11 protein-coding genes are annotated in these 23422 nt (G+C 32.5%); 4 read left to right on the top strand and 7 right to left on the bottom strand.

The annotated features are described in order from the left end of the window. Window positions 1-3 precede the first annotated feature (3 nt). The 4 genes from FOF46_RS02740 to FOF46_RS02725 all read left to right on the top strand — a co-directional run bounded on the left by FOF46_RS02740 (window position 4) and on the right by FOF46_RS02725 (window position 6191). Window positions 4-1680: a sulfatase-like hydrolase/transferase gene (locus tag FOF46_RS02740; RefSeq protein ID WP_143915375.1), complete on the top strand. Its 1677-nt coding sequence runs from the start codon at window positions 4-6 to the stop codon at window positions 1678-1680. A 10-nt stretch (window positions 1681-1690) separates the two neighbouring features. Further along, on the top strand, window positions 1691-3082 hold the full coding sequence (locus FOF46_RS02735; protein ID WP_143915374.1) for a glycoside hydrolase family 28 protein: 1392 nt from the start codon (window positions 1691-1693) through the stop codon (window positions 3080-3082). Window positions 3083-3217: 135 nt separating this feature from the next. Beyond that, window positions 3218-4627, top strand: coding sequence for a glycoside hydrolase family 28 protein (locus tag FOF46_RS02730; RefSeq protein WP_143915373.1), 1410 nt, complete (start codon window positions 3218-3220; stop codon window positions 4625-4627). A 1-nt stretch (window position 4628) separates the two neighbouring features. After that, window positions 4629-6191 (top strand): sulfatase family protein, encoded by a 1563-nt coding sequence (locus FOF46_RS02725; RefSeq protein WP_143915372.1) that lies wholly within the window; start codon window positions 4629-4631, stop codon window positions 6189-6191. A gap of 79 nt (window positions 6192-6270) precedes the next feature. Here the strand turns inward: FOF46_RS02725 and FOF46_RS02720 are convergent, their stop codons facing one another. From FOF46_RS02720 to FOF46_RS02690, 7 genes are all read right to left on the bottom strand, one after another. Next, window positions 6271-7608: a family 43 glycosylhydrolase gene (locus FOF46_RS02720; protein ID WP_109436774.1), complete on the bottom strand. Its 1338-nt coding sequence runs from the start codon at window positions 7606-7608 to the stop codon at window positions 6271-6273. A 541-nt stretch (window positions 7609-8149) separates the two neighbouring features. Continuing rightward, a complete protein-coding gene (locus FOF46_RS02715; protein ID WP_143915371.1) occupies window positions 8150-9721 on the bottom strand; it encodes a carbohydrate-binding protein in 1572 nt (523 codons plus the stop codon). A gap of 687 nt (window positions 9722-10408) precedes the next feature. Further along, a complete protein-coding gene (locus FOF46_RS02710) occupies window positions 10409-12652 on the bottom strand; it encodes a glycoside hydrolase family 3 C-terminal domain-containing protein (protein ID WP_143915370.1) in 2244 nt (747 codons plus the stop codon). Window positions 12653-12851: 199 nt separating this feature from the next. Further along, the gene (locus FOF46_RS02705; RefSeq protein WP_244299553.1) at window positions 12852-16160 is read right to left on the bottom strand and encodes a VCBS repeat-containing protein; all 3309 of its coding nucleotides are present in this window, start codon (window positions 16158-16160) and stop codon (window positions 12852-12854) included. A gap of 67 nt (window positions 16161-16227) precedes the next feature. Then, window positions 16228-17760, bottom strand: coding sequence for a hypothetical protein (locus FOF46_RS02700; protein ID WP_143915368.1), 1533 nt, complete (start codon window positions 17758-17760; stop codon window positions 16228-16230). Window positions 17761-17788: 28 nt separating this feature from the next. Further along, window positions 17789-19636: a RagB/SusD family nutrient uptake outer membrane protein gene (locus tag FOF46_RS02695; RefSeq protein WP_143915367.1), complete on the bottom strand. Its 1848-nt coding sequence runs from the start codon at window positions 19634-19636 to the stop codon at window positions 17789-17791. An 11-nt stretch (window positions 19637-19647) separates the two neighbouring features. Beyond that, window positions 19648-22812 (bottom strand): SusC/RagA family TonB-linked outer membrane protein, encoded by a 3165-nt coding sequence (locus FOF46_RS02690; protein ID WP_143915366.1) that lies wholly within the window; start codon window positions 22810-22812, stop codon window positions 19648-19650. Window positions 22813-23422: the final 610 nt, after the last annotated feature.

Below are 23422 nucleotides of genomic sequence, written 5' to 3'. Positions count from 1 at the left end.
AAGATGCGGCAGCTAAGTGTAAAACTAAAATCAGCAATTTTTGGGTTAATTTATGTTATCACGTTTGGTTATAGCATTGCTCAGGAAAAGCCCAATTTTATTTTTATTCTTACAGATGATCAGCCTTATGGCTATATGGGGAGCACAGGTAACACCATAGTGAAAACCCCTAATTTAGACAAATTAGCTAAAGAAGGGGTGTTATTTGAGAATGCACATATTACCAGTGCTATCTGTACACCAAGTAGAGTTTCTATTTTATTAAGTCAATTTGAACGTAAACATGCTGTAAATTTTAATTCAGGGACTAGTGTTTCTAATAAGGCTTGGGAAAAATCATATCCAGTAATTATGAGAAATTCGGGATATTATACAGGTTGGATAGGAAAAAACCATGCACCGATCGGAAAAGGAGGGTATGAAAGTGGTTTAATGGAAAAAAGTTTTGATTACTGGTATGCAGGTCACGGTCACTTATCATTCTATCCAAAAGATCGACATGAAATTTTTAATGATGCAGTTAGTGATACCCAAATAGAAATTATTAATGAAGGCGTTGAAGATTTTTTGGATACTAATGAGCAAAGATTAAAAGGAGCTGTTCATTTTTTGAAAAACAGACCAAAAAATAAGCCGTTTTTGCTTTCCGTTAATTTTAATCTACCTCATGGGGCAAGTACTAGTACAATGAAATTGAAGGCAACTGATAATGAAATGTATAAAACTTTATATAGAGATTTAACCATTCCTTTACCTAAGAATTACATAGCAAAAAGTGATATAAAAACTCCGAAGCTACCCTCAGATTTATTTAAGGTAGAAAACAGACAGATAGGATATAATTATGTAGAAACTCCAGAGGGAGTAAAAGAGAGATACATACGTCAATTACAAGCAATGACAGGGATTGACAATCTCATTGGAGATTTAAGAAAAAGACTTAAAGATCTAAAATTGGATAAAAATACAGTACTTATTTTTACTTCAGATCATGGATTGTTTATGGGAGAACAAGGTATTGGAGGAAAGGCATTATGTTATGAAAAAACAACACATGTTCCATTAATTATCATGCATCCTTTTTATCATAAAAAAACTAGAGGAATTACAAGTAATGCATTGGTTCAAAGTATTGATATAGCTCCAACAATGTTAAAAATGGCAGGAATTAAGATTCCTGAAACATTTCAAGGTAAAGATATTTTACCATTGATTAATGGTGGGAATGATAGTGTAAGATCATATGTTTTTACAGAAAACTTATGGTCAACTCAATTTGGTAACCCTCGCTGTGAGGCTGTACAAAATAAAGAATGGAAATATATTCGATATTATGAGAATACTAATTTCTCAGCATTGAAAAAGATAGAAACAGCTAATCAACTAGGAATCAATGTTAATAAAATGTTGTACTCAGTGCATGATAGTGATATAGCTATGTATCAAAGTTTTATTGAGTCACCCCTTCAAGGAGAAGAACCGGTTTATGAAGAATTATACCATCTTAAAAATGACCCTGAAGAACTTCATAATTTAATCGGTCAAGATAAATATGCTTCCGTTTTACAAGAGTTAAAATTAGCCTGGAAGACTGAAATTACAAAAGCTCGGGGAACTGGAATTCCTAACGTTTTAAGATATACAGAAGATAGTAAATTGGAGGCTAAAAAACCTCACTAAAAAGTATAGAATGAAACTAATTATAACTTTTTTATTATTAAGTTTTTGTTTACAAATCAATGCAAAAGAATATAATGTATTAGATTTTGGAGCAAAAGGAGATGGTATACAAAAAGATACTCAAGCGGTACAATCAGCAATAGATGCAGCAACAAAAAATGGAGGAGGTAAAGTTGTAATTCCGGCAGGCAAAACAGTAGTTATAGGAACTATTTTTCTAAAAGATTTTGTTACCCTTTATGTTGAAAATGGAGCAGTGTTATTGGGAAGCCCGGATATAGAGGATTATTCTGATAAAACACATAAGAATATGTATAAGAACGAACCTCACATGGATCGTTGTTTGATTTTTGCTAATGAAGCAAAATCTATTGCCATTGAAGGGTACGGAACCATTGATGGTAATGGTTATCCAAAAAACTTTACAAATAAAACCGGAAGGCCGATGCTTATTAGGTTTATGAATAGTAATGATATTCATGTAAGAGATATAACAATTATTAATCCAGCTGCATGGACTTCTGCATTTTTGTATTGTAATGAAATCACTGTAGATGGTATCAGGATTCATAGCCGTGTTAACCATAATGGAGATGGGCTTGATTTTGATGGATGTTCTAATGTTCGTGTTGCTAATAGTTCTTTTAATACTAGTGATGACTCTATTTGTTTACAAGCCTCTCAACCTAACATTCCTTGTAAAAATATAGTGGTTACTAACTGTACATTCGAAAGTAAGTGGGCAGGTATGCGAATAGGCCTTCTTTCTAGGGGAAATTTTGAGTCTGTGACGGTAAGCAATTGTACATTTAGTAATATAGATGATTCAGGATTAAAGATTCAGATGAATGAAGGTGGAGAAATGAAAAATATGGTATTCTCTAACTTAGTCATGAAAAATGTGCCACGCCCCATTTTTATGACTTTTGCGCAACAAAAAGCATGTGTAGATGCACCAGAAGAAATGTACCCTATGAAATCTATGCATGATTTTATATTTAGAGGTATGGTAGTGGATAATACCGAATTAGATAAGAATTCTGCGATATTTATTACTGGTATAACAGGACATTATATTGAAAATGTTCTATTAGAAGATATACAAATGACAATTGCTGGAGGAGGCACGCTTCAAGATGCTCAAAAAGCAAATATCAAAGAGTATACTTTGGATGTTCTTGATGGTTGGTGGCCAGAGTTTCATTTAGTAGGGACATTACCATCATATGGTATTTATGCAAGACATATCAAAGGACTACATATTGATAATGTTCATTTAAAAATAAAGGATAGTGATAAAAGACCTCCAATTGTTTTTGATGATGTTGTTAATGGTGAAATTAGTAATGTATTTACTGATGGGAAACCTATTTCAGAAAAACAAATTGTAAAGAAGAAATAATAGAACTCAAAGTATAGAACTAAAACGATAGGATACCATATAAATTGAAAAATGGTATTACTGATTTTATATACTTGTTTATGATATAATTCTGAAGGAATTAATAGAATACTATTCTAAAAATAAAATAAATTGATGAATAAAAAGATCATTTTTTTAGTATTTATAGTAGCTTTTGCAATGATATCTTGTTCTACAAAATCTGGTCAATTTGATGTTACTGATTATGGAGCAAAAGGGGATAGTCTACACATAAATACATTGGAAATTCAAAAGGCTATTGATGATTGCAGTCAAAAAGGAGGAGGGATTGTAATATTTAAAAAAGGTATTTACATAAGTGGAACAATTTTGCTAAAAGATAACGTAACACTTCATATTAGTGAAGATGCTAAACTAGTTGGTAGCTCTAATCCATATGATTATCAAAGTATAGACACATTTGTTGATGCAACAGGACAAGAACGAGGAAATTGTCTTATTGGCAGTATAGAGGCTTCTAATATTGGGATTGTGGGTAAAGGGATTATAGATGGAAATGGAACTGCTTTTACATATGAGAACATTTTAGCAAAAAAGAAAATTTTTGGCATTGCTTCTAACAATAAAAAATTTGGCACCAATCGTCCTTTCTTATTGCGATTTGTTAAATCATCAAATATCAAAATTAAAGACATAGAATTACGACAGCCTGCTGCCTGGACATGTCATTTTTATCAATCTAACGCAATAGATGTTGATAATATAAATATTTATAGTCATGCAAATCATAACAATGATGGTATAGATTTGGATTCCAGCTTTAATGCGGTTATTAAAAACTGTAGAATTGACACAGGAGATGATGCTATTTGTTTTAAGACAACCAGTCCGCTACCAACATATGATATCAAAGTACAAAACTGTACTTTAAAAAGTGAATGGGGTGCTTTAAAATTTGGAACAGAATCAATGGGGGATTTTTATAATATTCATATTTCAGATTGTAAAATAGAAGATACAAGAGGAGGGGGTATAAAAATGTTAAGTGTTGATGGAGGTAATATATATGATATTGAAATTGAAAACATAACAATGAATCAGGTGGATATGCCAATTTTTATTCGCTTGGGGGAACGTTTACGAACCTATAGAGATGCAGAAAAACAAAAAGTAGGTTCTATTGATAATATTAATATTAAAAATATAATAGCAACAACCAGAGATATAGAAAAATCAAGAGTGTCTCCTCCTAGTGGTATTTTTATGACGGGAACTCCTAATCATAGAATAGGAAAAATAAAACTTCAAAATGTTGATATTACACTTCCTGGAAAAGGGAAAATTTCAGAATTGAAGGAGGTAAGTGAGCAAATTGATAAATATCCAGAATTCAGTTTTTTTGAGGCATTACCCGCATATGGTCTTTTTGGTCGACATATAAAGAATATCCAAATGTCTGGCATGAATTTTAATTTAGAAAATACAGATGAAAGAGCATCTATAATTTTTGATGATGTGATATATAGCATAAATGATGGCGTAGAAAATGTGAAAAAGCAGTAAAATGAACTTACAATATAAAATTACAGATTTAGTAATAATGATTTTTTTATTATTATCGTTCCCATCTGTAAAAGCACAAAAAAGTAATACTAACCAGCCTAATGTTTTAGTCATTTATACAGATGATCATCGATATACAGGAATCCATGCTTTAGGCAATCAGCAAGTAGAAACTCCTCATATGGATAATCTTGTAAATGAAGGTGTTTCATTTTCCAATACCTATTTAATGGGAGCATTTTCTGGTGCAACTTGTATACCTAGTAGAGCTATGTTATTATCAGGAAGAAATTTGTTTGATTTAGAAGGGCAGGGGCATGTTATTCCAAAAGAACACATTACCATCGGAGAAACATTTAAAAAAGCAGGGTATTATACACATATTGTCGGAAAATGGCATCAGGATAACAAGTCCCTAAGTCGATCATTTGATTCTGGAGATAGAATTATGGGGAGAGGAGTTTATCTTACAGATCATTTTAGAATGCCGTTATGGGATTGGGATAAAAGGGGAGAATATAAAAAAGATGATGCTTATTTATTAATTTATAATAACAAAGGTGAATTAGTTCGTAGAGCCCTAAATACAAAAGATAAAAGAGGTCCTATAGGAACAGAGAATAATGGGCCTCATACATCCGAAATTTTTGCAGAAAGTGCTTCAGAATTTATTACCAATTATGATAAAAAACAACCTTTTTTTATGTATCTGGCTTTTCATGCTCCTCATGATCCTCGTCAAGCACCAGAAGTGTATAGAAATAAGTATCAAACAGAAAATATAAAGTTACCACCATCATATATGATGCAACATCCGTTTGACAATGGTAATATGGTGTTACGGGATGAGGAATTAGCTCCATGGCCTAGAACTAAAATAGTAGCACAGCAGCATCTTGCAGATTATTATGCGATAATCACCCATTTAGATACTCAGATTGGGAAAGTGATTGAAGCCTTAAAGGAAAGCGGTGATTATAAAAATACACTTATTGTTTTAGCTGGAGATAGCGGTTTAGCTGTGGGAAATCATGGTTTGATAGGAAAGCAGAATATTTATGATGAGGATGGAGTACATGTCCCTTTTATTTTAGCTGGTGGAGTAATAAAAAATAAAGGAAAAAAGATAGAAACATATAACTATATTCATGATATTTTTCCTACTATTTGTGAAATTACAAATGTAGCTATACCTAATTCTGTAACTGGCAAGAGTTTATTACCAGTTATAAAACAGGAAACGACAGAGCATAGAAAAACTACTTATCACGCTTATAAACAATTTCAAAGAGCATATAGAAAAGGAGAATATAAATTGATTGAATATGTTCGCGCAAAAGATTTTAATAAGAGAAAAGGAGAATTTGAATCTGGTTCTAGAGTGACACAACTTTTTAATGTAAAAAAAGATCCTTGGGAGACTATAGATTTATCATTTCAGCCTAAGCATAAGGAGTTACTTAATCAAATGAAGAGAGAAATGAAAGATAAAGCGATCGAATTAGGAGATAAAAAAGAAAACATTTACGGAGAGAAATACGATTTTTGGGACTATTATTATTAAAAAGTATTGTGGACAAAAAAATCCTGAAGACTGATTCAGGATTTTTTTGTTTATATAAATCATTAAATAAGATGTTTGTTTAATCTTTTAAAATTAACCAATTAAGATTTGCAATTTTATCTGCTCCCCATAATGATTTAAAGACAACAACGATATTATGAACACCTGTTACCTTTTCTTTGATTTTTGCTTCCATGGTTTCCCAGGTATTCCATCCTCCAGTGAAATGTAGAGGAAAATCTGCTATGAGTTTACCTTTTGGGTTGTCTAATCTAACTTCAAAACTACCATTTCTTTGTCCACACGAAAAGCGTGCAGCAATACTTTTGGCTGTACCTTTGCCAAAGTCGACATCATTAAATTTTACATACCCCATCATTCTTGTATCACAAACCATCCAACCTTTAGGTTCATTACCACCTACAAAGGCAGTTTTGGCTTCTCTGATTTCATTATATCGATCAATCTGAATAGTATCTCCTACAGTTGGTTTTGCAATTCCTCTTAAGGTCGGTTTTACTTTTTTGATAGTCCCATCTTCTTTAAATTCCATATAATCCGCTCGCATAGAACGAAGCCTGCTATATCCGCTAATTTCCCACCAGTGATAAAATAAAATCCATTTTCCTTTATATTTTACTATGGAGTGATGATTTGTTCCGTTTCCTATGTTATCCATTATTTTTCCTTTATAAGTAAAAGGGCCCAATGGACTATCACTAGTTGCATAACCAATGGTATATCCTTCTTCAGGAAAAACATGGGCAAATGTATAGTAATAAACCCCATTATGTTTAAAAGGAAATGATCCTTCTTTGTAACTAGAAGGTAAACCTTCTACTTTAATAGGTTTTCCTGTTATTTCTTTCATATTATCTTTTAGTTGAACGACATAGATATCATCTCCGCCACCATAATATAAATAAGCTTTACCATTATCGTCCAAAAGTAAACCAGGATCAATACCCTTAACACCAGCAATATAGTTTTCTTCCCATTTAAATGGTCCTGTAGGACTTTTTGAAGTACCTACTCCAATTCGTCTAAAAAAAGATCCATCTTCGGGAGGAGCAGGATAATAGTAGTAATAAGTGTCTCCCTTTTTTATACAATCAGGAGCCCACATCCCATATGCATCTTTTTTACCCCAAGGTACTTCGTTTTGATCAAGTATTCTACCATGGTCTTTCCAGGTAGATCCGTTTTCAAGAGAGAAAATATGATAATCAGGCATACAAAACTTTGGAGCCTTTCCTCCAGGTTTTGGCACGATATCATGAGATGGATATATATATAGTTTGTCATCGAATACACGGGCAGTAGGGTCTGCTGTATACATATGTGTAACAAGAGGATTTTGGCCGAATGTATATATACAGATAAAGCAAAAATAAAATAAGAAAGTATATTTCTTCATAATAGTAAAGATTTCTAAGCTATTTGTTTAAAGATATAAGTTCTATACTTACATTCTTTTTTTGCTAAATTCTGATTTAGATAGAAACTCCCGGGTGACAGATGTTTGCATTTATATAACATATGTATTTGAGATGTGAATAAAATATAGAATTTTAAAACTAAAATAACCTCCACTTCATTTTTGTATATAAAAAACACCTCTGTATGGAGTATACATTTACAAAGGTGTTTTGCAGTGGTTGGGGAAACCGAATTTGATTATTCTTTAACTCTTTTTCCTTTATGGTTGAGCATATAAATACTTTTAGGTAAGCTTTGAATGTTTGAGCTCTTTTATTTTTCAATTGTTGGTCATCGTTTAAGTTAGTTACTTTATTGCTTTAATATCCTTTTCAATATTTGTTATTTATTGATGATGTGTCTATTCCAATACAGCTACCAATTCGGGTCTGTTTTTAATACTATTATTGAAAAAACACCCCTTGAATCTAATAATTCAGGGATGTTTTTTAGTATATAAATCATTAATGAGATTGCTTTTATTCTATCACTAATTTGTCTTGTAAGTTTATCTCTTTTCCTTGCAAATTAAGTATATACATACCACGTGGTAATTCTTGTATATTAATAGATTGACTTGTTGTATTTTCTAAGACTTCTCGATATACAATTCTTCCACTAACATCCGTTAATATCGCAGTGACATTACTAATTTTTTGGTTAAAATCAATGTTGAAATTTCCTTTTGATGGATTTGGATAAATTTCTATTTGATTAACCGTTGGTTCTTTTAACGGACCAATAAATGCACTTCTGCTCGAAGAAGTATTCCTGAATACAAATCCGTCGATATTAAATAAATATGGACCAGCACCTTTGTAAACAAGGCGAACTGTTTTTATTCCTGCATTAATAAAAATATTTCCTGTTGAAACTTTTTTGTAGTCATTCCAGTTATTGGTTTTTGGAACATCTAATTTTCCTAATGCATTTCCATTAATAGTAAAATCTATAGTGCCTCCGCTACCTCCAGAAGATGCATATACGTCTATAGCATAGGTTCCTGGAGCTGGGACATCAATATAGTGCTCAGACCATGAATTATTTTTAATATATCCAAGCGCTTTTTTATTATTTGGAATATTTACCACTCTTACTCCAGTAGATAAAGTTTTGTAATTTTCACCTTCAAGTGTTCCCGGAATTTTAACAATAGTTCCATTACCTCCACCATTATTTCCTCCACCACTACTGCCAGGATTACCACCTTGCCAAACTCTTACTGACCTAACTTGAAAAGAAGGAAGAATGTCAGATACTTTTGGTGCAAATCTGGGCGGAGTATCAGGATGAGTTACCACGTGTGGACTTGAAGAAAAAATCAATTTTAAAGGTACAGTTTCTTGAGCTGCATCTGCTGGACGATCCGAAGAGCCAAAAGGTACGCCATCGTAGTACCATGTAATTTTAGTAGGAGTCCAAAGTAAACCCCACCTGTGCCAATTAAATTCATCTCTGGGTGAATTTTTGTCGGTAATAGCGAATTTTTTAGCACCACCAGGTCCAATAGCAGCTTTGTTTCTGTAGTGATGTGAGCTGGTTGCATTACCATTTGCTTTAAAATTGGTCCATCTACTATATTCCATGATATCAAACTCGGTAGGTATATAATTGCTTTGTCCACCTTCCCAAAGCCACCATGTTGGCCAGATTTTTCCGCCTATCCAGTTAAAATTAATACCTTGGCGATTTATTCTTATATCAGCTTCAAAATATCCATATTTCGGAAAAGCCCCACCGTTTCCAAACTTTATTTTGGAATCTACCCATCCTCCTCTTCTTCCAGCTGTTCCTTCGCTGACAAGGTCGTTTTTAATAGTCAAAATACCATTAGCTACACTTACCATATTGGCTTTAAACTGTCCTTCGCCTGTTCCATTACCGCCGTTGTTCTTTACTCTCCACTTGCTTGAGTTTAAAGAATTTCCGTTAAAATCATCTTGAAATACGGGGTTGCCCCAGCCACTGCCGGGTGGTTGCGCAAATGTTAATAAAGGAGATATTAAGAAAAATAGAATTCCAATAAGTGTTTTTGTGTTTAGTTGTTTCATTTTGTTTGTGTTTAAATTATAGTTTAGTTAAGGCATAATGATATTATGTTTTGATTGTAATGCTTCAAAACATAATTCTAAATTGATATGCATTTTTATAATTCATTACTATGTTGATTAATTAAGACAAATGTTTCTTAACGAAAACGTTTTCGTATAAAGCAATAGATCTTCTGTTAACACAAATAAATTGTGAAAACTATTAAAAATTTGGTTTAAAAAATTAATTATCGCTTCTATGCATCAGAAGCTTTTTTTGATCTGCAGATTTTAAAATAAATTGTATTTAACTTATGTTTTAATACTTACAATATAACAAAAATTTATCGGTTAAGTATTTGTTAAATAGAATATTACATTGGTTTGGGTGTATTATTGTAATAAATGTAATAAATACATTAATTCGTTAAATATTTTTCAAACATTTCGTTTAGCATAGGATGTCTTTTGGCTCATTTTTATCGAAAAAAAGAAAAATAGAATCTCATTCAAAAAATAAAATAAATTATCTATTTCAGAATAATCATTTATTCATAATATCCCTTGTAAATTTCTTATTGATTAAAAAGATTATTTATTAATATAACATTTAATACTTAATACTTACGTCTGATTTTATTTCGGAATTTTAATTTTTAATTTCCAGGTTTAAAATTAACTTTAGGTATAAAACATACCTCCAGTCAGCTATTTTTTAATATTTATTTCTTTTGTAATTACAGGGGTAGCACCTAGATCCTGACTTCGTTGAGAAGGTAGCGTTCCACCAACATAGATTGTATAATTTCCATCTCTTAAAATTTCCTTGCCATTTTCATCAAATTGATTGAAATTATCTTTATTTAGTTTAAAAGTTATATTTTTTGTTTCACCAGGTTTAAGTTTTTCTCTTTTAAATGACTTTAGGTCATAAATGGGATCTCCTTTACCAGCAAGAGGAGAGCTTATGTATAATTGAACGACTTCTTCGGCTTCGATATTTCCTGTATTGCTTATTTGTGCTGATACATTAAATTGATCATCTATAGCTAAATTCTTATATTGAAATTGAGTATATGATAATCCAAAACCAAATGGATACAATGGCTCTTGAATCATGTATTTATAAGTTCTACCTTTCATATCATAATTTTCATATGGAGGCAATTGATCTACTGATTTAGGAAAAGTAATTGGAAGTTTTCCTGAAGGAACAACATCACCGAATAAGACATCTGCAACAGCATTACCACCTTCTTCACCAGGATACCAAACAAAAAGAATAGCATCTGCTAAATCATGAATTTCTGGAATTGCAATAGGACTACCTCCAGTTAAAACCAGAATTAATGGATTGTCACTATCCTTTTTTAATTTTTTGATATAATCGATTTGATTTTGAGGTAATTTTAAGCTAGTTCTGTCACCTTTTTCAGAAGAGGCCAAAGCTTCACCTTCTTCGCCTTCTAATAGAGCAGATATTCCCATAACAGCAATACAAACATCAGCCTTTTTTGCTTCCCCAGTAGACCAGTCAATAGGGTTTACATTATCTCTAAATGGTAAAACACCAGATTTATAGTTGATACTTGTTCCCGGACTAACTTTTCCTACGATACCATCCAAGATAGTTTGTGTACTACTTGTTACACCATAATAATTACCAAGTAGTACTTCTTCATTAGAGGCATTAGGACCAACTATATATGCTGTTCGAATATCTTTTTTTATAGGAAGTACATTGTTTTTATTCTTAAGTAAAACAATAGATTTCTGAGCAGTTTCAAGTGCTATTTTTCTGTGCTTATCAGAATCAATAACATCTGCTTTTATAGTATCGTAGAGGTTTGAACCAATGGGATCAAAGAGCCCAAGTTTAAAACGAGTTAATAAATTTTCTTTGAGTCTTTGATTTAATAATTCTTCAGTAATTAACCCTTGATTTAAAGTACTTTTTATATTAGAATATACGTTTCCGCAGTTTATATTAGTACCACTTTTAAGCGCAAGCGCGGTTGATTCTTCTGGGGTATTGGTTACTTTATGATAGGTATGAAAATCGGCTATTGCCCAACAATCAGATACTATATATCCATTAAAACCCCAGTCTTTTCTCAATATATCTTGTAACAGGTAAGGGCTACCAGAACATGGTTCTCCATTTGTTCTATTATAAGCGCCCATCACACCTTCGACCTTTGCTTCTTGAACTAGTGCCTTAAACGCTGGTAAATATGTTTCAAAAAGATCTTTTTTCGAAACTACTGCATCAAATTCATGTCTTAATTCTTCTGGGCCAGAATGAACTGCGTAGTGTTTGGCGCAAGCTGCTGCTTTCATGTATTTTGGATGATCCCCTTGTAGACCTTTTACAAAAGAGACACCTATTCGACTTGTTAAGAAAGGGTCTTCTCCATAGGTTTCTTGTCCACGTCCCCATCTTGGATCTCTAAAAATATTAACATTAGGAGACCAAAATGTTAATCCAGCATATCTACTTCGGTTTCCAATTTTAATAGCTTCATTATATTTTGCTCTCGCTTCATCAGAGATAGCATTTCCCACTCGTTGTATTAAATTTTCATCAAATGTAGCTCCAAACGCAATTGCTTGAGGAAAAACGGTAGCTCTACCATTTCGAGCCACACCATGTAAAGCTTCATTCCACCAATTGTATTCTGGAATATCTAAACGCTCAATAGCAGGGCAAACGTCTAACATCTGAGAAGCTTTTTCTTCTAAAGTAAGTTCGCTAATTAATGCATCCGCACGTTCTTCATTTGATAACGTAATATCTTGCCATTTATATTTTGGTGGTGTAGACGATTCTTTACTAGGTGCTTTTTCTATTTGTATTGGTTTTTCTTTGGTATCAGTATTGCAGTTATAAAAAACTAAAGAGATGGTTACAAATAAAATAGTTTTAAAAAGAGTAGGTAGGTTTGATCTCATAAGATGTGCGTAGTCAGTTTTTAATTATATCATAAATCTGCAATTATTTTAAGAATTTCTAAATTACAGATGTTTGTTTTTGTAGAACAAATGTTTTTTAACCATCTATGCTATTTTTTCTTTTTAATGCTTGATATGTTGTTCCTGTATTTTTTATACAAAAATCAGAGGTGTATCATAACAGATATTGGTTTGAAGATTAATTGACGATATAGCATTTTAGATGACTATTATTAGATGCAACAAGAACTCCGTTTTTATTATTTGATAATTTAATTTTTTTAATGTTTTTAACATTATAAGGAATAAAAAGACCACTTTGATGATAGCTTTGAGCTTTAAATTTTCCTGTTTTAGTACCTAAAAGGACAAGTCCAATAGATGCATCTGATCTGGTAGTTTCTATTTCAACTTCAAAACGATTTCCCCCAAGCAACATATCTTTTATACCATCTTGATTAAAATCATCAATAATAATCCCGTTAATAACAGAGAATTGTGCTTGTGTCGGTAGCTCTTTAATTATGAATTTGCCATTGTCATTTATTAGGAAAATACTTGCAAATATTTCCGCTTGATATTTTAAAGCAGATTCTTGGTCTTTGCCTATGATGTCAAATAATCCTGCATTTGCAAATTCTTTATAGGATTGAAACTTTTTTTCTAAACCAGGAAGTTGTTCTGTAGAACATTGTTTTCCTCTAATAGGTACTAGTTTATCATCCAGTTTTTTGGCAAGAAAAACATCTTGAGTTCCATTTTGGTCATAGTCGCTAGCAAATATATAGAAAGGCTTTTCTGTTGAGGCCTTAAATTTATAGTTTAACCCCAGATTACCGACTACAAAATCCATGTCTCCATCATTATCAATATCATTAGCTTCGATACGATTCCACCATCCGTGTGTTTTTGCAAGTCCCAAATCATCTGTGATATCATTGTACTTTCCGTTTTTCCATTTGAAGACATGTATTTTCATCCATTCTCCAACAATTAATAATTCTTTATCTTGATCAGTATCTATATTACTACTAATTGCAGAAGTAACCATACCTAAATCTTTTAATTCTGGAGCAATAGTGTTTGTTACGTCGATAAATTTTCCATTTCTGTTTTCCAAGATAAAACTTGATGAAGGTTTAGGATACTTTCTTGGTGTGTGTCGACTTCCTATGAATAAATCCAGATCTCCATCATTATCAAAATCTATAGGAACCAAACAAGAACCACTAGTGTTTATTTGAGGTAAACTAGATGACTTTGTAAAATTGCCAGAACCATTGTTTAAGTATAATCGATCGTTGTAAAATTTATTTTCAGACTCGAATTCATTACCACCACTAACTACATATAAATCCAAATCGTTATCGTTATCAACATCAAAAAAGGAAGCAAAAACATCTTCTTGTTCCTGATCGTTCACTAACTCAGGTTGCTCTTTTATTATAAACTTGCTATCCTTTGTTTGAAGATAGATTTGAGAAGAATAACCTTTACTTCCGCCTAGAAAAAAATCTTCTAGCCCATCATTGTTGATATCACCTATGGCAAGGGCAGGTCCTAAAGTAGAAAGTTTATGGGGCAACAAAATTTGATTTTTATAATCATCATATTCATTTTCTATATGATGTAAAGGAGATTTAAAAATTTCATTAGTTATATCTGTTAATAACTGAGATTTGTTTTTTTCTTCCTTAATCGCAGTATGAATAGCATTTTTATACTTAATTACTATTTGTTGATTTACATTGATATCTCTTAAAATATTTTGTTTTCCATCCGTCCAAACTACAGATAAAGAATCAATAGTTTTTATTTGACCCAATCCGAAATGTACTATAGGGGCTACAGAAGATAAATATCCTCTTACTGTTTTAAAATCTTTAAATTGAATACTATCTTGATGAAAAATAGTAATTTTTGCACCCAAACCATTTGAATTTAACTTTGGTCCATTTAATTTTACTTTCAGGAAATTATTTTTGGTAAGGTTTTCGGTTGTGTTTTGATAGATAAATGCTTCATCATCTATGTTATTAACAACTAAATCTAAATCTCCATCATTATCTAAGTCTCCATATGCGGCGCCATTAGAGAAACTTAAATCTTTTAAACCCCAGTCGGTTGCTCTATTTGTAAATGATAAATCACCTTGGTTTTCGAATATGTAATTTCGAAGTTTAACTGATGGGTATAAATTAACTACTTCTTTAATAATTTGGTTGGGAGTTTTATTTCTATCAACAGGTTTTGAAGTGTATTCATTTCTTTTGTTATTAGCATCTCTATCCCATAAATCTCTTTTGTATCCGTTAGATACAAAAATATCATTATCGCCATCGTTATCAAAATCGGCTCCCAAACATGCCCAACTCCAATCTGTACTATTAACACCAGCAAGTTGACTTACATCACTAAAAAAACCATTGCCATTATTTAAGTTTAATACATTGTGCATGTATTGATTATAGAATCCATGTTTGAGTATTTTATTGTATGATTGGACATCCATTGGAGCCATTGTGGTTTTAGCACGAACATAATCATTGGGATACATATCTAATGAAAAAAGATCCTCAAAGCCATCATTATTTACATCGACAGCATCTACCCCCATAGTAAAGTAAGAAATATGATTAGAAAATTGATCAATCTGTTCATTAAAAACACCAACACCTTTGTTTTTGAAATAATAGTCATTTTCAAAAAAATCATTTCCAACATAGATATCAGTATGCCCATCTTTATCAAGATCGCTAGTAACTATTCCGAGACCATACCCTAAAGTATTTGTTATACCATTTGTACTACTAACATCTATAAATTTTCCATTATCATTTTTATAAAGTTTGTCACTATAATTATTTGGTATTTGTTTTTTACCTTTTACGACTGCTTCTATTCCTAAAAAGAATTGATTAGGTCTATTAGTAACATATAAATCTAGGTCGTTATCATTATCCATATCAAAAAAGGAAGCCATTAAAGAGAATCCATGATCTGCAATTCCATAGGATTGCGCTTCTTCTTTAAATGTAGCATTACCTTGATTTATATACAGTAGGTTTTTTCGATTTTGTTTGGTTTCATTCCATCCGCCAACAGTGATATAGATATCCAAAAGATTATCTCCATTAACATCTGCCATAACTACTCCGTTATGCCATGCTTTTTTTTGCTTAATACCTGACTTGATTGTTATATCTTCAAAGACGAAGTTGCCTTTATTAAGATATAGTTTGTCATCTACTTGATTTCCTACAAAATAGATGTCAGATAAACCATCATTATTGATATCACCAATTGCTACTCCAGCACCATTATATGCATAATTGAATACTCCAAAGAAATTATAGTAGTCCTCAGTAACATTATTATTGAAAGTTATATTTGTTTTACTCTGATCAAGTAGTGAAAATAAAGTAGAGGAGGGGGCAGGGGTATTTTCTGTTTTTGACTTAGAGCAACTTACAATAAAAATAGATAATATAAATATGTATCGTAACATAAGTTTTTGATAAAAAAAATAGGGCTGTTGTAGAAACAGCCCTTTAATATACTTAAAATTAAAATAATTATAATTCAACATGTTCAATTCTAAAATTGTCTAATAAAATTTCTGGATTAGCTCCACCAGAAGGATCTGCGATTATTTGCATAAAAATACTTCCAGAGAAGTCTGAAGGAACAGTCGTTGGTCCATTACTTCCATCACCTAATATTACAGTCCGAGTTTGCCATGTGCCATCAGCTACTAGACCACAACATCCTACATTAGTAAAGTTTCGATATAAGTCTGAAAAACCAGGAAATTCATATATCCTAAAAGTAAAATTGGTATTGCCAGGAAATCCTGGTGGTAATTTGTAATCAAAAGTTAATCTAATTTGATTACCAGCTTTTACTTCAAATGCATCTGTAATAGCTATTTGAAAATTATTTCCTACATCAACCCCCTGAATACTCATAGCAAAATTACTATTGTTTCCTGGCGATACACGTGTTCTGAAAACACCAGTTGTATTATTGCCAAAAGGATTACCCCATTGAATATCTCCTTCTTCAAATGTTGGGTCTTTTGTAAATAAATTAGGGTTAAAAGCTTCAATAGCAGTTGTTGCTAAAGATGGTGCTGGAGCTGCATCTGAAGATTGTAAATTAGTTACCATATAGGCAAGTGTAGCAGTTTGTGTGTTTTTAATATTTACTGCTGGGGTAACAACTAGATTAGCAGGATTATCGGGATCTACCATAACAGAACTAATTGTAGCTGGAGCAGCATCTACCATAAGTGTAAAATTCGATATCGGATCTAATGATGATGGATCTAAATCTCTAGAATATCTTAATGTAATTTCTCCATCTCCATCCTCTCTTATTTCAGGTTCTAATATAAGAGGTTCTGAAGAAGGAATTACTTCGAAATTTAGTGATGCAAAGTCCTGTGAAAAAGGCATATCATCAAAAGCTCTTAGTCTTACTGTATAGGATCCTAAAGAAGTAAATCTTTCATTTTCAACATTAATAGTTTTTATAGTATCTCCTTTAATAGTATTAGTAGTGTTATTAAAAATAACCCACTCAGCACTTTCCAATTCGCTACTGGTATTAGTAAATGTGGCTACATTTCCTGCCTCTAATTTTAATGCACCGTCAACTTCTGGAATATCATTAGTAAAACTAGCCGTAATATGAGGGAGTATCCTTACAAAAGCAGTATCTGTTGCTGCTTCGGGAGGGACAGGTCCATTAAAGACAGGTTGTAAAAGAACTTCAATTGTACGGGGAGTATTATCTTCGTTCCCTTTAAATACAACAGTAAATTCTTTCTTATCTGTTGTAATGTCATTACTACTTCCTAAAATATCAACTGCTCCTTCAGGAAAAGTCCATAATCTATCCTCAGAGAAGATAGAGAGGTCATTATATTTTGAAGAATCTCCAACTCTTACCTCAATTTCTCCGGGTCTTAATCCATCGTTAATACTACTAACAAGTAAGGCGTTACCACCTCCATCGTTAGGGATCTCATATTCATTTGTTGTACACGAGATAACGAATCCCATGATTAAACAAATATATGTTATGTTTTTAAATATATTTTTCATAGTATTTAAATATGTTTTAAAAATTCCATTAGTTATTTAATAATGGGTTTTGTATTATTTCTTGTGATGGTAACGGATAATATAAATCTTCCGGACCAAAATTAACTTTTCTTAACATAAAGTCCTGAAGGCTATTTTCTACAAACTCAGGCAATTCTTCAAACGCTTGTACATCAAGAGTAGTAGACGTATAACGAACATTTCCAAGTTCTACAAATCGTGCCGCCGGACCACCAGGTCTTCTTCTTAAATCTTGCCAAGAAATACCTCTTCCTTCCCATGCAAACTCGGCAGGTCGTTCTTTATTAAATAAATGAAGAACTATATTATCAGCAGTTAGTGCTTGTGGTTCGATTTTAAGTGTTGGATCCAATCCATCATTTATAGCAGTGATTTGATCTATTTTTGCTTGAGCCTCAGGAGCGGTATCCCCTACGTCAGGTCTAAGATCAGAGAAAGTATTTAAAATGATAGGAGAGGTAGGTACACCAGCAAATAGCGTTTCTAATGTAACTAATCCAGATCTTTGTCTTACTTGATTAATATAAGTTAAGGCTTCTGTTACTCCTGCATCACCTTGTCCTCGTAATAAGGCTTCTGCATACATTAAAAGTACATCTGCATAACGAATTACTTGCTCATTTATTCCTGAATTTCTTGGTTCTGTTTCTAAAGTGTGGTTATGAAATTTTCTAACCTGACCTCTAGATAACATTCTTATAAAATTTTCTCTGGTTGATGTTGTGTAAAATATAGAACCATCATCTTCATACGCCATCGAAGCTTCACTTCTAAGAGACCTGATTCTTGGTGTAATAGTCTCTTCCAACTCGCTGTTCTCATCATAAACCTCTTGTGGCATACTTGTGTTTATAGGTAAACTAGGATCTACCACTTCGTTACGATATAATGAAGATGTGAAGTGAGTAACAAACATAAAACCAAATCCTCCATTTCTTGTCCAGGAAGTAGGTCTTAATGTAGATTCATTTGGGTTATCACCTTCTCCATCACCAAAATTTCCACCACTAATTGGGTCACTTACAAAAAACTGAACTTCGAAAATAGATTCTTCATTAAATTCGCCTTCTTCATTAAAGTTTTGAGCAATGTCATCAACAAGCTGATATTCGCCAGAATCAATAACTTTTTTAAATTCTTCTGCAGCTCTTGTGAAATTTTCTTCATAAAGGTATACTTTACCTAGGATAGAAGTAGCAGCTCCCCAAGTAGCTCTTCCTTCTTGACCTTCACTTGTCCAGTTTAATCTCTCAACAAGATTAGTTTGAGCCATAGTTAGATCTTCTATAATCTGACTATATACAACATCTCTATCTTCTATAGAAAATCTTGTTTCTTCTAAACTTTCTGGTAGTACAATTGGATAAGGTACAGCCCCTCCATTGAAACCATTCGCTATCCAAAACATAGCTAAACCACGAAGAAAATACGCTTCACCCAGGATTTCTCTTTTAACGGTTTCGTCCATTTCGATATTAGGAACATTAGCCAATACTGCATTTGCTCTAAAGACTACTTTATATAAATCTTCCCATTGGGCAAAAACGTCACCATTTGTTGAATTAACTAATGCGTTATCAAATTCGAGACTATTTGGTCGTCTACCAATATTACCAACTCTTCCATGTTCGGATTGCAGTGCAGCTGCAAGAACGGCAGTAGACCCTAAAACACCATTAAATTGTAATGAGCTGTAGACTGAATAAATTCCTGCTTCAGCATCCCTTTGGGTTTTCCAAAAATTTTGGGCGCTTAATTGATTTCTATTTTCTGCTTCCAAAAGATCATCCTGACTACAACCAAAGAATGTAGTGCCTAAAATGATGAAAGATAAAATTATTACTATTTTTTTCATTGCTTTGTTTTTTAAAATCCAACTTCTACTCCGATTCGACCTGATGCAGTGATAGGAGTTAATCCTCTATCTATACCTCTGGAAAATAATCCATCACCACCTACTTCTGGGTCATAACCTGTATAATCGGTTATCGTGAGTAGGTTCGATGCACCTAGATATACTCTTAATTTAGAAACACCTATTTTGGATAAAACATCTTTAGGAAGGCTATATCCTAATTGAACATTTCTTAATCTAATATAATCTCCATCTTCTAAGAAAATATCGGTAATAGGAGAGTAACTTACGTCATTTGCTCCCTCTCTATTGATAGGAATATTTGAAGTAGGATTATTTGGAGTATATGCAAATAATAAATCTCTATGATTTTGTTGATTATAGGCTAGAGCTTTAGGACCATTCAATATTTTACTTCCATAAGAACCGAACCAACTCATATTAAAATCGAAGTTTTTATAATCTAAATTAAAATTCAAGCCAACTTCAAAATCAGGAGTATTATTTCCCTGAAAGACACGATCATTATCAAAATCTATAGACCCATCTCCGTTTGCATCTACAAGTCGAGCATCACCAATTTGAGCACCTTGAGGAATTGTTCCTCCCAGTAATTGGTATTCATCTAATTCTTCCTGACTTCTTATGATACCATCTGTCGGTACTAAGAAAAATGCTCCAGCCTGAAATCCTTCTCTGGCAAAGTTAACCGGTAAAGTAGTAAAATTACCTGCTCCAGGAGTAATTTGACCTCCATCAATTTGAGATGTAGAACCGTTTAATCTGGTTACTTCGTTTCTATTCGTAGTAAATGTACCGTTTATGCCCCATTTAAGTGCATGATCCCGATTTTTATAGCCAATAGTTACTTCAAATCCTTCATTGGTCAATTCTCCAATGTTTGTTGCTACTGTAGGAGGTTGATTATTTTGACCTTCAGCACCTGCACTGGCAGGTAATACAACATTAAAAAGTAAATCTTCTTTTCTAACAGTATAATATTCTCCAGTAAACGTAAACTTGTTATTAAATAAACTAAGATCAATACCATAGTTATCAGAAATACTAGTTTCCCATCGTAAATCTCTATTAAAAATTCTAGTTTGATTCAAACCATTTGCAATTCCATCACCAATTGGAACATTTAGATTATTAGTAATTAAAGGTACAGTTTGAAAATCTCCAATATTTTGATTTCCTACTTCACCATGACTGGCTCTCAGTTTTAAGTCATTAATAAAAGAAAAAGCAGAAATATTTTTAAAGAATTCTTCTCTGGCTACAGACCATGCAACGGATACTCCCCAGAATGGTTCGAATCTGTTTTCTGGTTCGAATTTACTAGATCCATCAGAACGAATATTTCCTCTTATCAAATATTTCCCTTTGTAGTCATATCCTACAGTACCTAATATACCAATAATAGAGGAAGGAGTATCCTGCCCACTAACTGTTATGTTTTCTCTATCAATAGCTTGATCAATAGTTGGTAATTCATTTGTAATAAATTCATTAACTCTTGTTCGGGTTGTTGCCCATAACCTGTTCTCAAGAGTATATCCTGCAAGTAATGATAAGTTATGATCGCCAAAACGTTTTTTATAATCTAAAATACCTTCTACTGAAGTTTGTTGAAATGTAGTTGTGGTTTCTTGTAAACTGGAAATTGCTTCTAAAGCCCTATTTGGGATTAATTCTCCTGTGTCTTCATCTACAAATCTGAAGGCAGGCTCAAAGAATATTGCTCTAGTTGTAGTTCTGTTACCACTAAGGTTAAATCTGGCATTAAGGCCATCTGCTAATTCATAACTAAATTGTAATGTTCCTCCAGCAGCATTACTTTCATTTGTACTGGTTTCTTGAAGCTTTTGAAGGATATTTCCAAAAATATTGAATTGATCAGCATTTCCTGTTAATGAATTCCCTTCAGCTAAGCTTTCAGGTCCTGCTTCTGTTGCTGGTGCTCTAATTGCATCATATAATATGGCCCAAGGTTCTCTATTCGAATCTGATCTGCTCAAGAAAAAACTAGAAAACAATTTAAATCTTCCTTTCTTGAAATTACTATTCATTCTTAAGTTTGTACGTCTAAAATCAGATTTTTTATATACACCGTCTTGATTAAGGTGATCTGCAACTAAACTGAAGTTTGCTACATCACTACCTCCAGATAATCTAACATTGAAGTTTCTAGTTACAGCGTTGTCATTAAGAATTTCCTCTTGCCAATCTGTGTTATTTTCCAGTGCATTTGGGTTTACTGCTAAAACACCAACTACTTCAAATGGTAACCCTGAGTTTTGAGTAAATTGCCTGTTTAAAGCAATAAACTCAGATCCCGTAAGGGTAGGAAGACTTGATGTGATTCTATTTATTGAGGTCCAGGTTGAAAAATTAACATTCAAATTACCTGGTTTAGCCTTTTTTGTGGTTATGATGATTACCCCACCCGATGCTCTAGAACCATAGATTGCAGCGGTTGCAGCATCTTTAAGAACTTCAATCGACTCTATCTCATTTGGACTGATATTCGGATTATCGGAAAAAGGAACGCCATCAATTATATATAGTGGACCTAATGAATTATTTCCGGGATTTGCTATCCCTCCATTAGGATCTAAATCAGAAGTTCCATTACTAGATAATGAGTTAGCACCACGAATTTGAATATTTACCCTAGATCCTGGAGCACCACTTTGTGCCTGTACGTTTACTCCGGCCAATTGCCCTTGTAATGCCTCAGCAAAGTTCCCTACTGCTTGTCTTTCAAGTACTTCACTTTTGACAGAACTAATAGAACCAGAAATTTCCCTTTTGGATTGCGCCTGATATCCTACTACAATTACTTCATCTAATTCAGAAACATTTGCCGTTAAGGAGACATCAATTGTGGACTCATTTCCAATCGTTACTTCTTTACTATTAAAACCAACAGATGAAAAAACCAAAATCTCACCAACATTAGCTGTTACTTCATATAATCCATCAAAATCCGTAACAGTACCATTTTGAGTACCTTTGACTATGACGTTAACTCCCAACAAAGGATTCCCTCCTTCTGTTACTGTACCACTTACAGTAATCGATTGCGCTTGCATTACACCAAAGCTCATTGCTAATAAAAATAAAACAGTATAGCTTTTATGCTTGCAGTTAGCAAGTAAATTGAATTTCATACTTTATAATTTTTGTGTTTAAATTTTTAGACTTTCCAATTATCCTAACAAAAATTCATATAAATTGATATAATGCGAGTAACATATGTCTTAATTCGTAAGACATATGTTTAATTTCTTAAAATAAGTTAAATTATTGAAGTTTTTATATATATCTGGTTAAAAAAATCATGAATTACTAACTGTTTTTGTGCATTATTAATGCTTTGGTAACCCTGTTTTTTAAGTAGTAAATACCTGATTTTCAATGTCTAATAAAAGCGTGTGAAGAGTGTTTTATTTTTTTGTTAAAAAATACTATTACTTACAAGCAAACGATTTTGTTTTAACATAAAGAGTGTGTAAATAATTACTGTATATGAAATTATTTATTAAACATATGGTGTATTTTTATATGTATTTATGTTTTATAGTCGAAAATTACAATTAAAAATTACACGGTAACGATATTGTGAAAATTATATGCTTATAAATAGTATTGAATACCCGTTGTGCATTTAGAAAAAGTTGCGCAAACTGCTAAAAGGCAGTAAATTGTAGTTACGACACTATAATTCATATGCACAACTTTCAAGCAAATTACGATAAAATACTCAAGGTTTTAAAAGGA

Origin of the sequence: Aquimarina algiphila (assembly GCF_007489275.1) — a bacterium.
Classification (GTDB): Bacteria; Bacteroidota; Bacteroidia; order Flavobacteriales; family Flavobacteriaceae; genus Aquimarina; species Aquimarina algiphila.
The sequence above is the reverse complement of the archived record's forward strand: the minus strand, read 5'-3'. Positions and strand labels throughout refer to the sequence as shown.

What these genes read in the sequence shown, in the direction of transcription:
- FOF46_RS02740 (WP_143915375.1), top strand. Translation starts at nt 4, where the DNA reads ATGCGGCAGCTAAGTGTAAAACTAAAATCAGCAATTTTTGGGTTAATT.
- FOF46_RS02735 (WP_143915374.1), top strand. Translation starts at nt 1,691, where the DNA reads ATGAAACTAATTATAACTTTTTTATTATTAAGTTTTTGTTTACAAATC.
- FOF46_RS02730 (WP_143915373.1), top strand. Translation starts at nt 3,218, where the DNA reads ATGAATAAAAAGATCATTTTTTTAGTATTTATAGTAGCTTTTGCAATG.
- FOF46_RS02725 (WP_143915372.1), top strand. Translation starts at nt 4,629, where the DNA reads ATGAACTTACAATATAAAATTACAGATTTAGTAATAATGATTTTTTTA.
- FOF46_RS02720 (WP_109436774.1), bottom strand. Translation starts at nt 7,608, where the DNA reads ATGAAGAAATATACTTTCTTATTTTATTTTTGCTTTATCTGTATATAT.
- FOF46_RS02715 (WP_143915371.1), bottom strand. Translation starts at nt 9,721, where the DNA reads ATGAAACAACTAAACACAAAAACACTTATTGGAATTCTATTTTTCTTA.
- FOF46_RS02710 (WP_143915370.1), bottom strand. Translation starts at nt 12,652, where the DNA reads ATGAGATCAAACCTACCTACTCTTTTTAAAACTATTTTATTTGTAACC.
- FOF46_RS02705 (WP_244299553.1), bottom strand. Translation starts at nt 16,160, where the DNA reads ATGTTACGATACATATTTATATTATCTATTTTTATTGTAAGTTGCTCT.
- FOF46_RS02700 (WP_143915368.1), bottom strand. Translation starts at nt 17,760, where the DNA reads ATGAAAAATATATTTAAAAACATAACATATATTTGTTTAATCATGGGA.
- FOF46_RS02695 (WP_143915367.1), bottom strand. Translation starts at nt 19,636, where the DNA reads ATGAAAAAAATAGTAATAATTTTATCTTTCATCATTTTAGGCACTACA.
- FOF46_RS02690 (WP_143915366.1), bottom strand. Translation starts at nt 22,812, where the DNA reads ATGAAATTCAATTTACTTGCTAACTGCAAGCATAAAAGCTATACTGTT.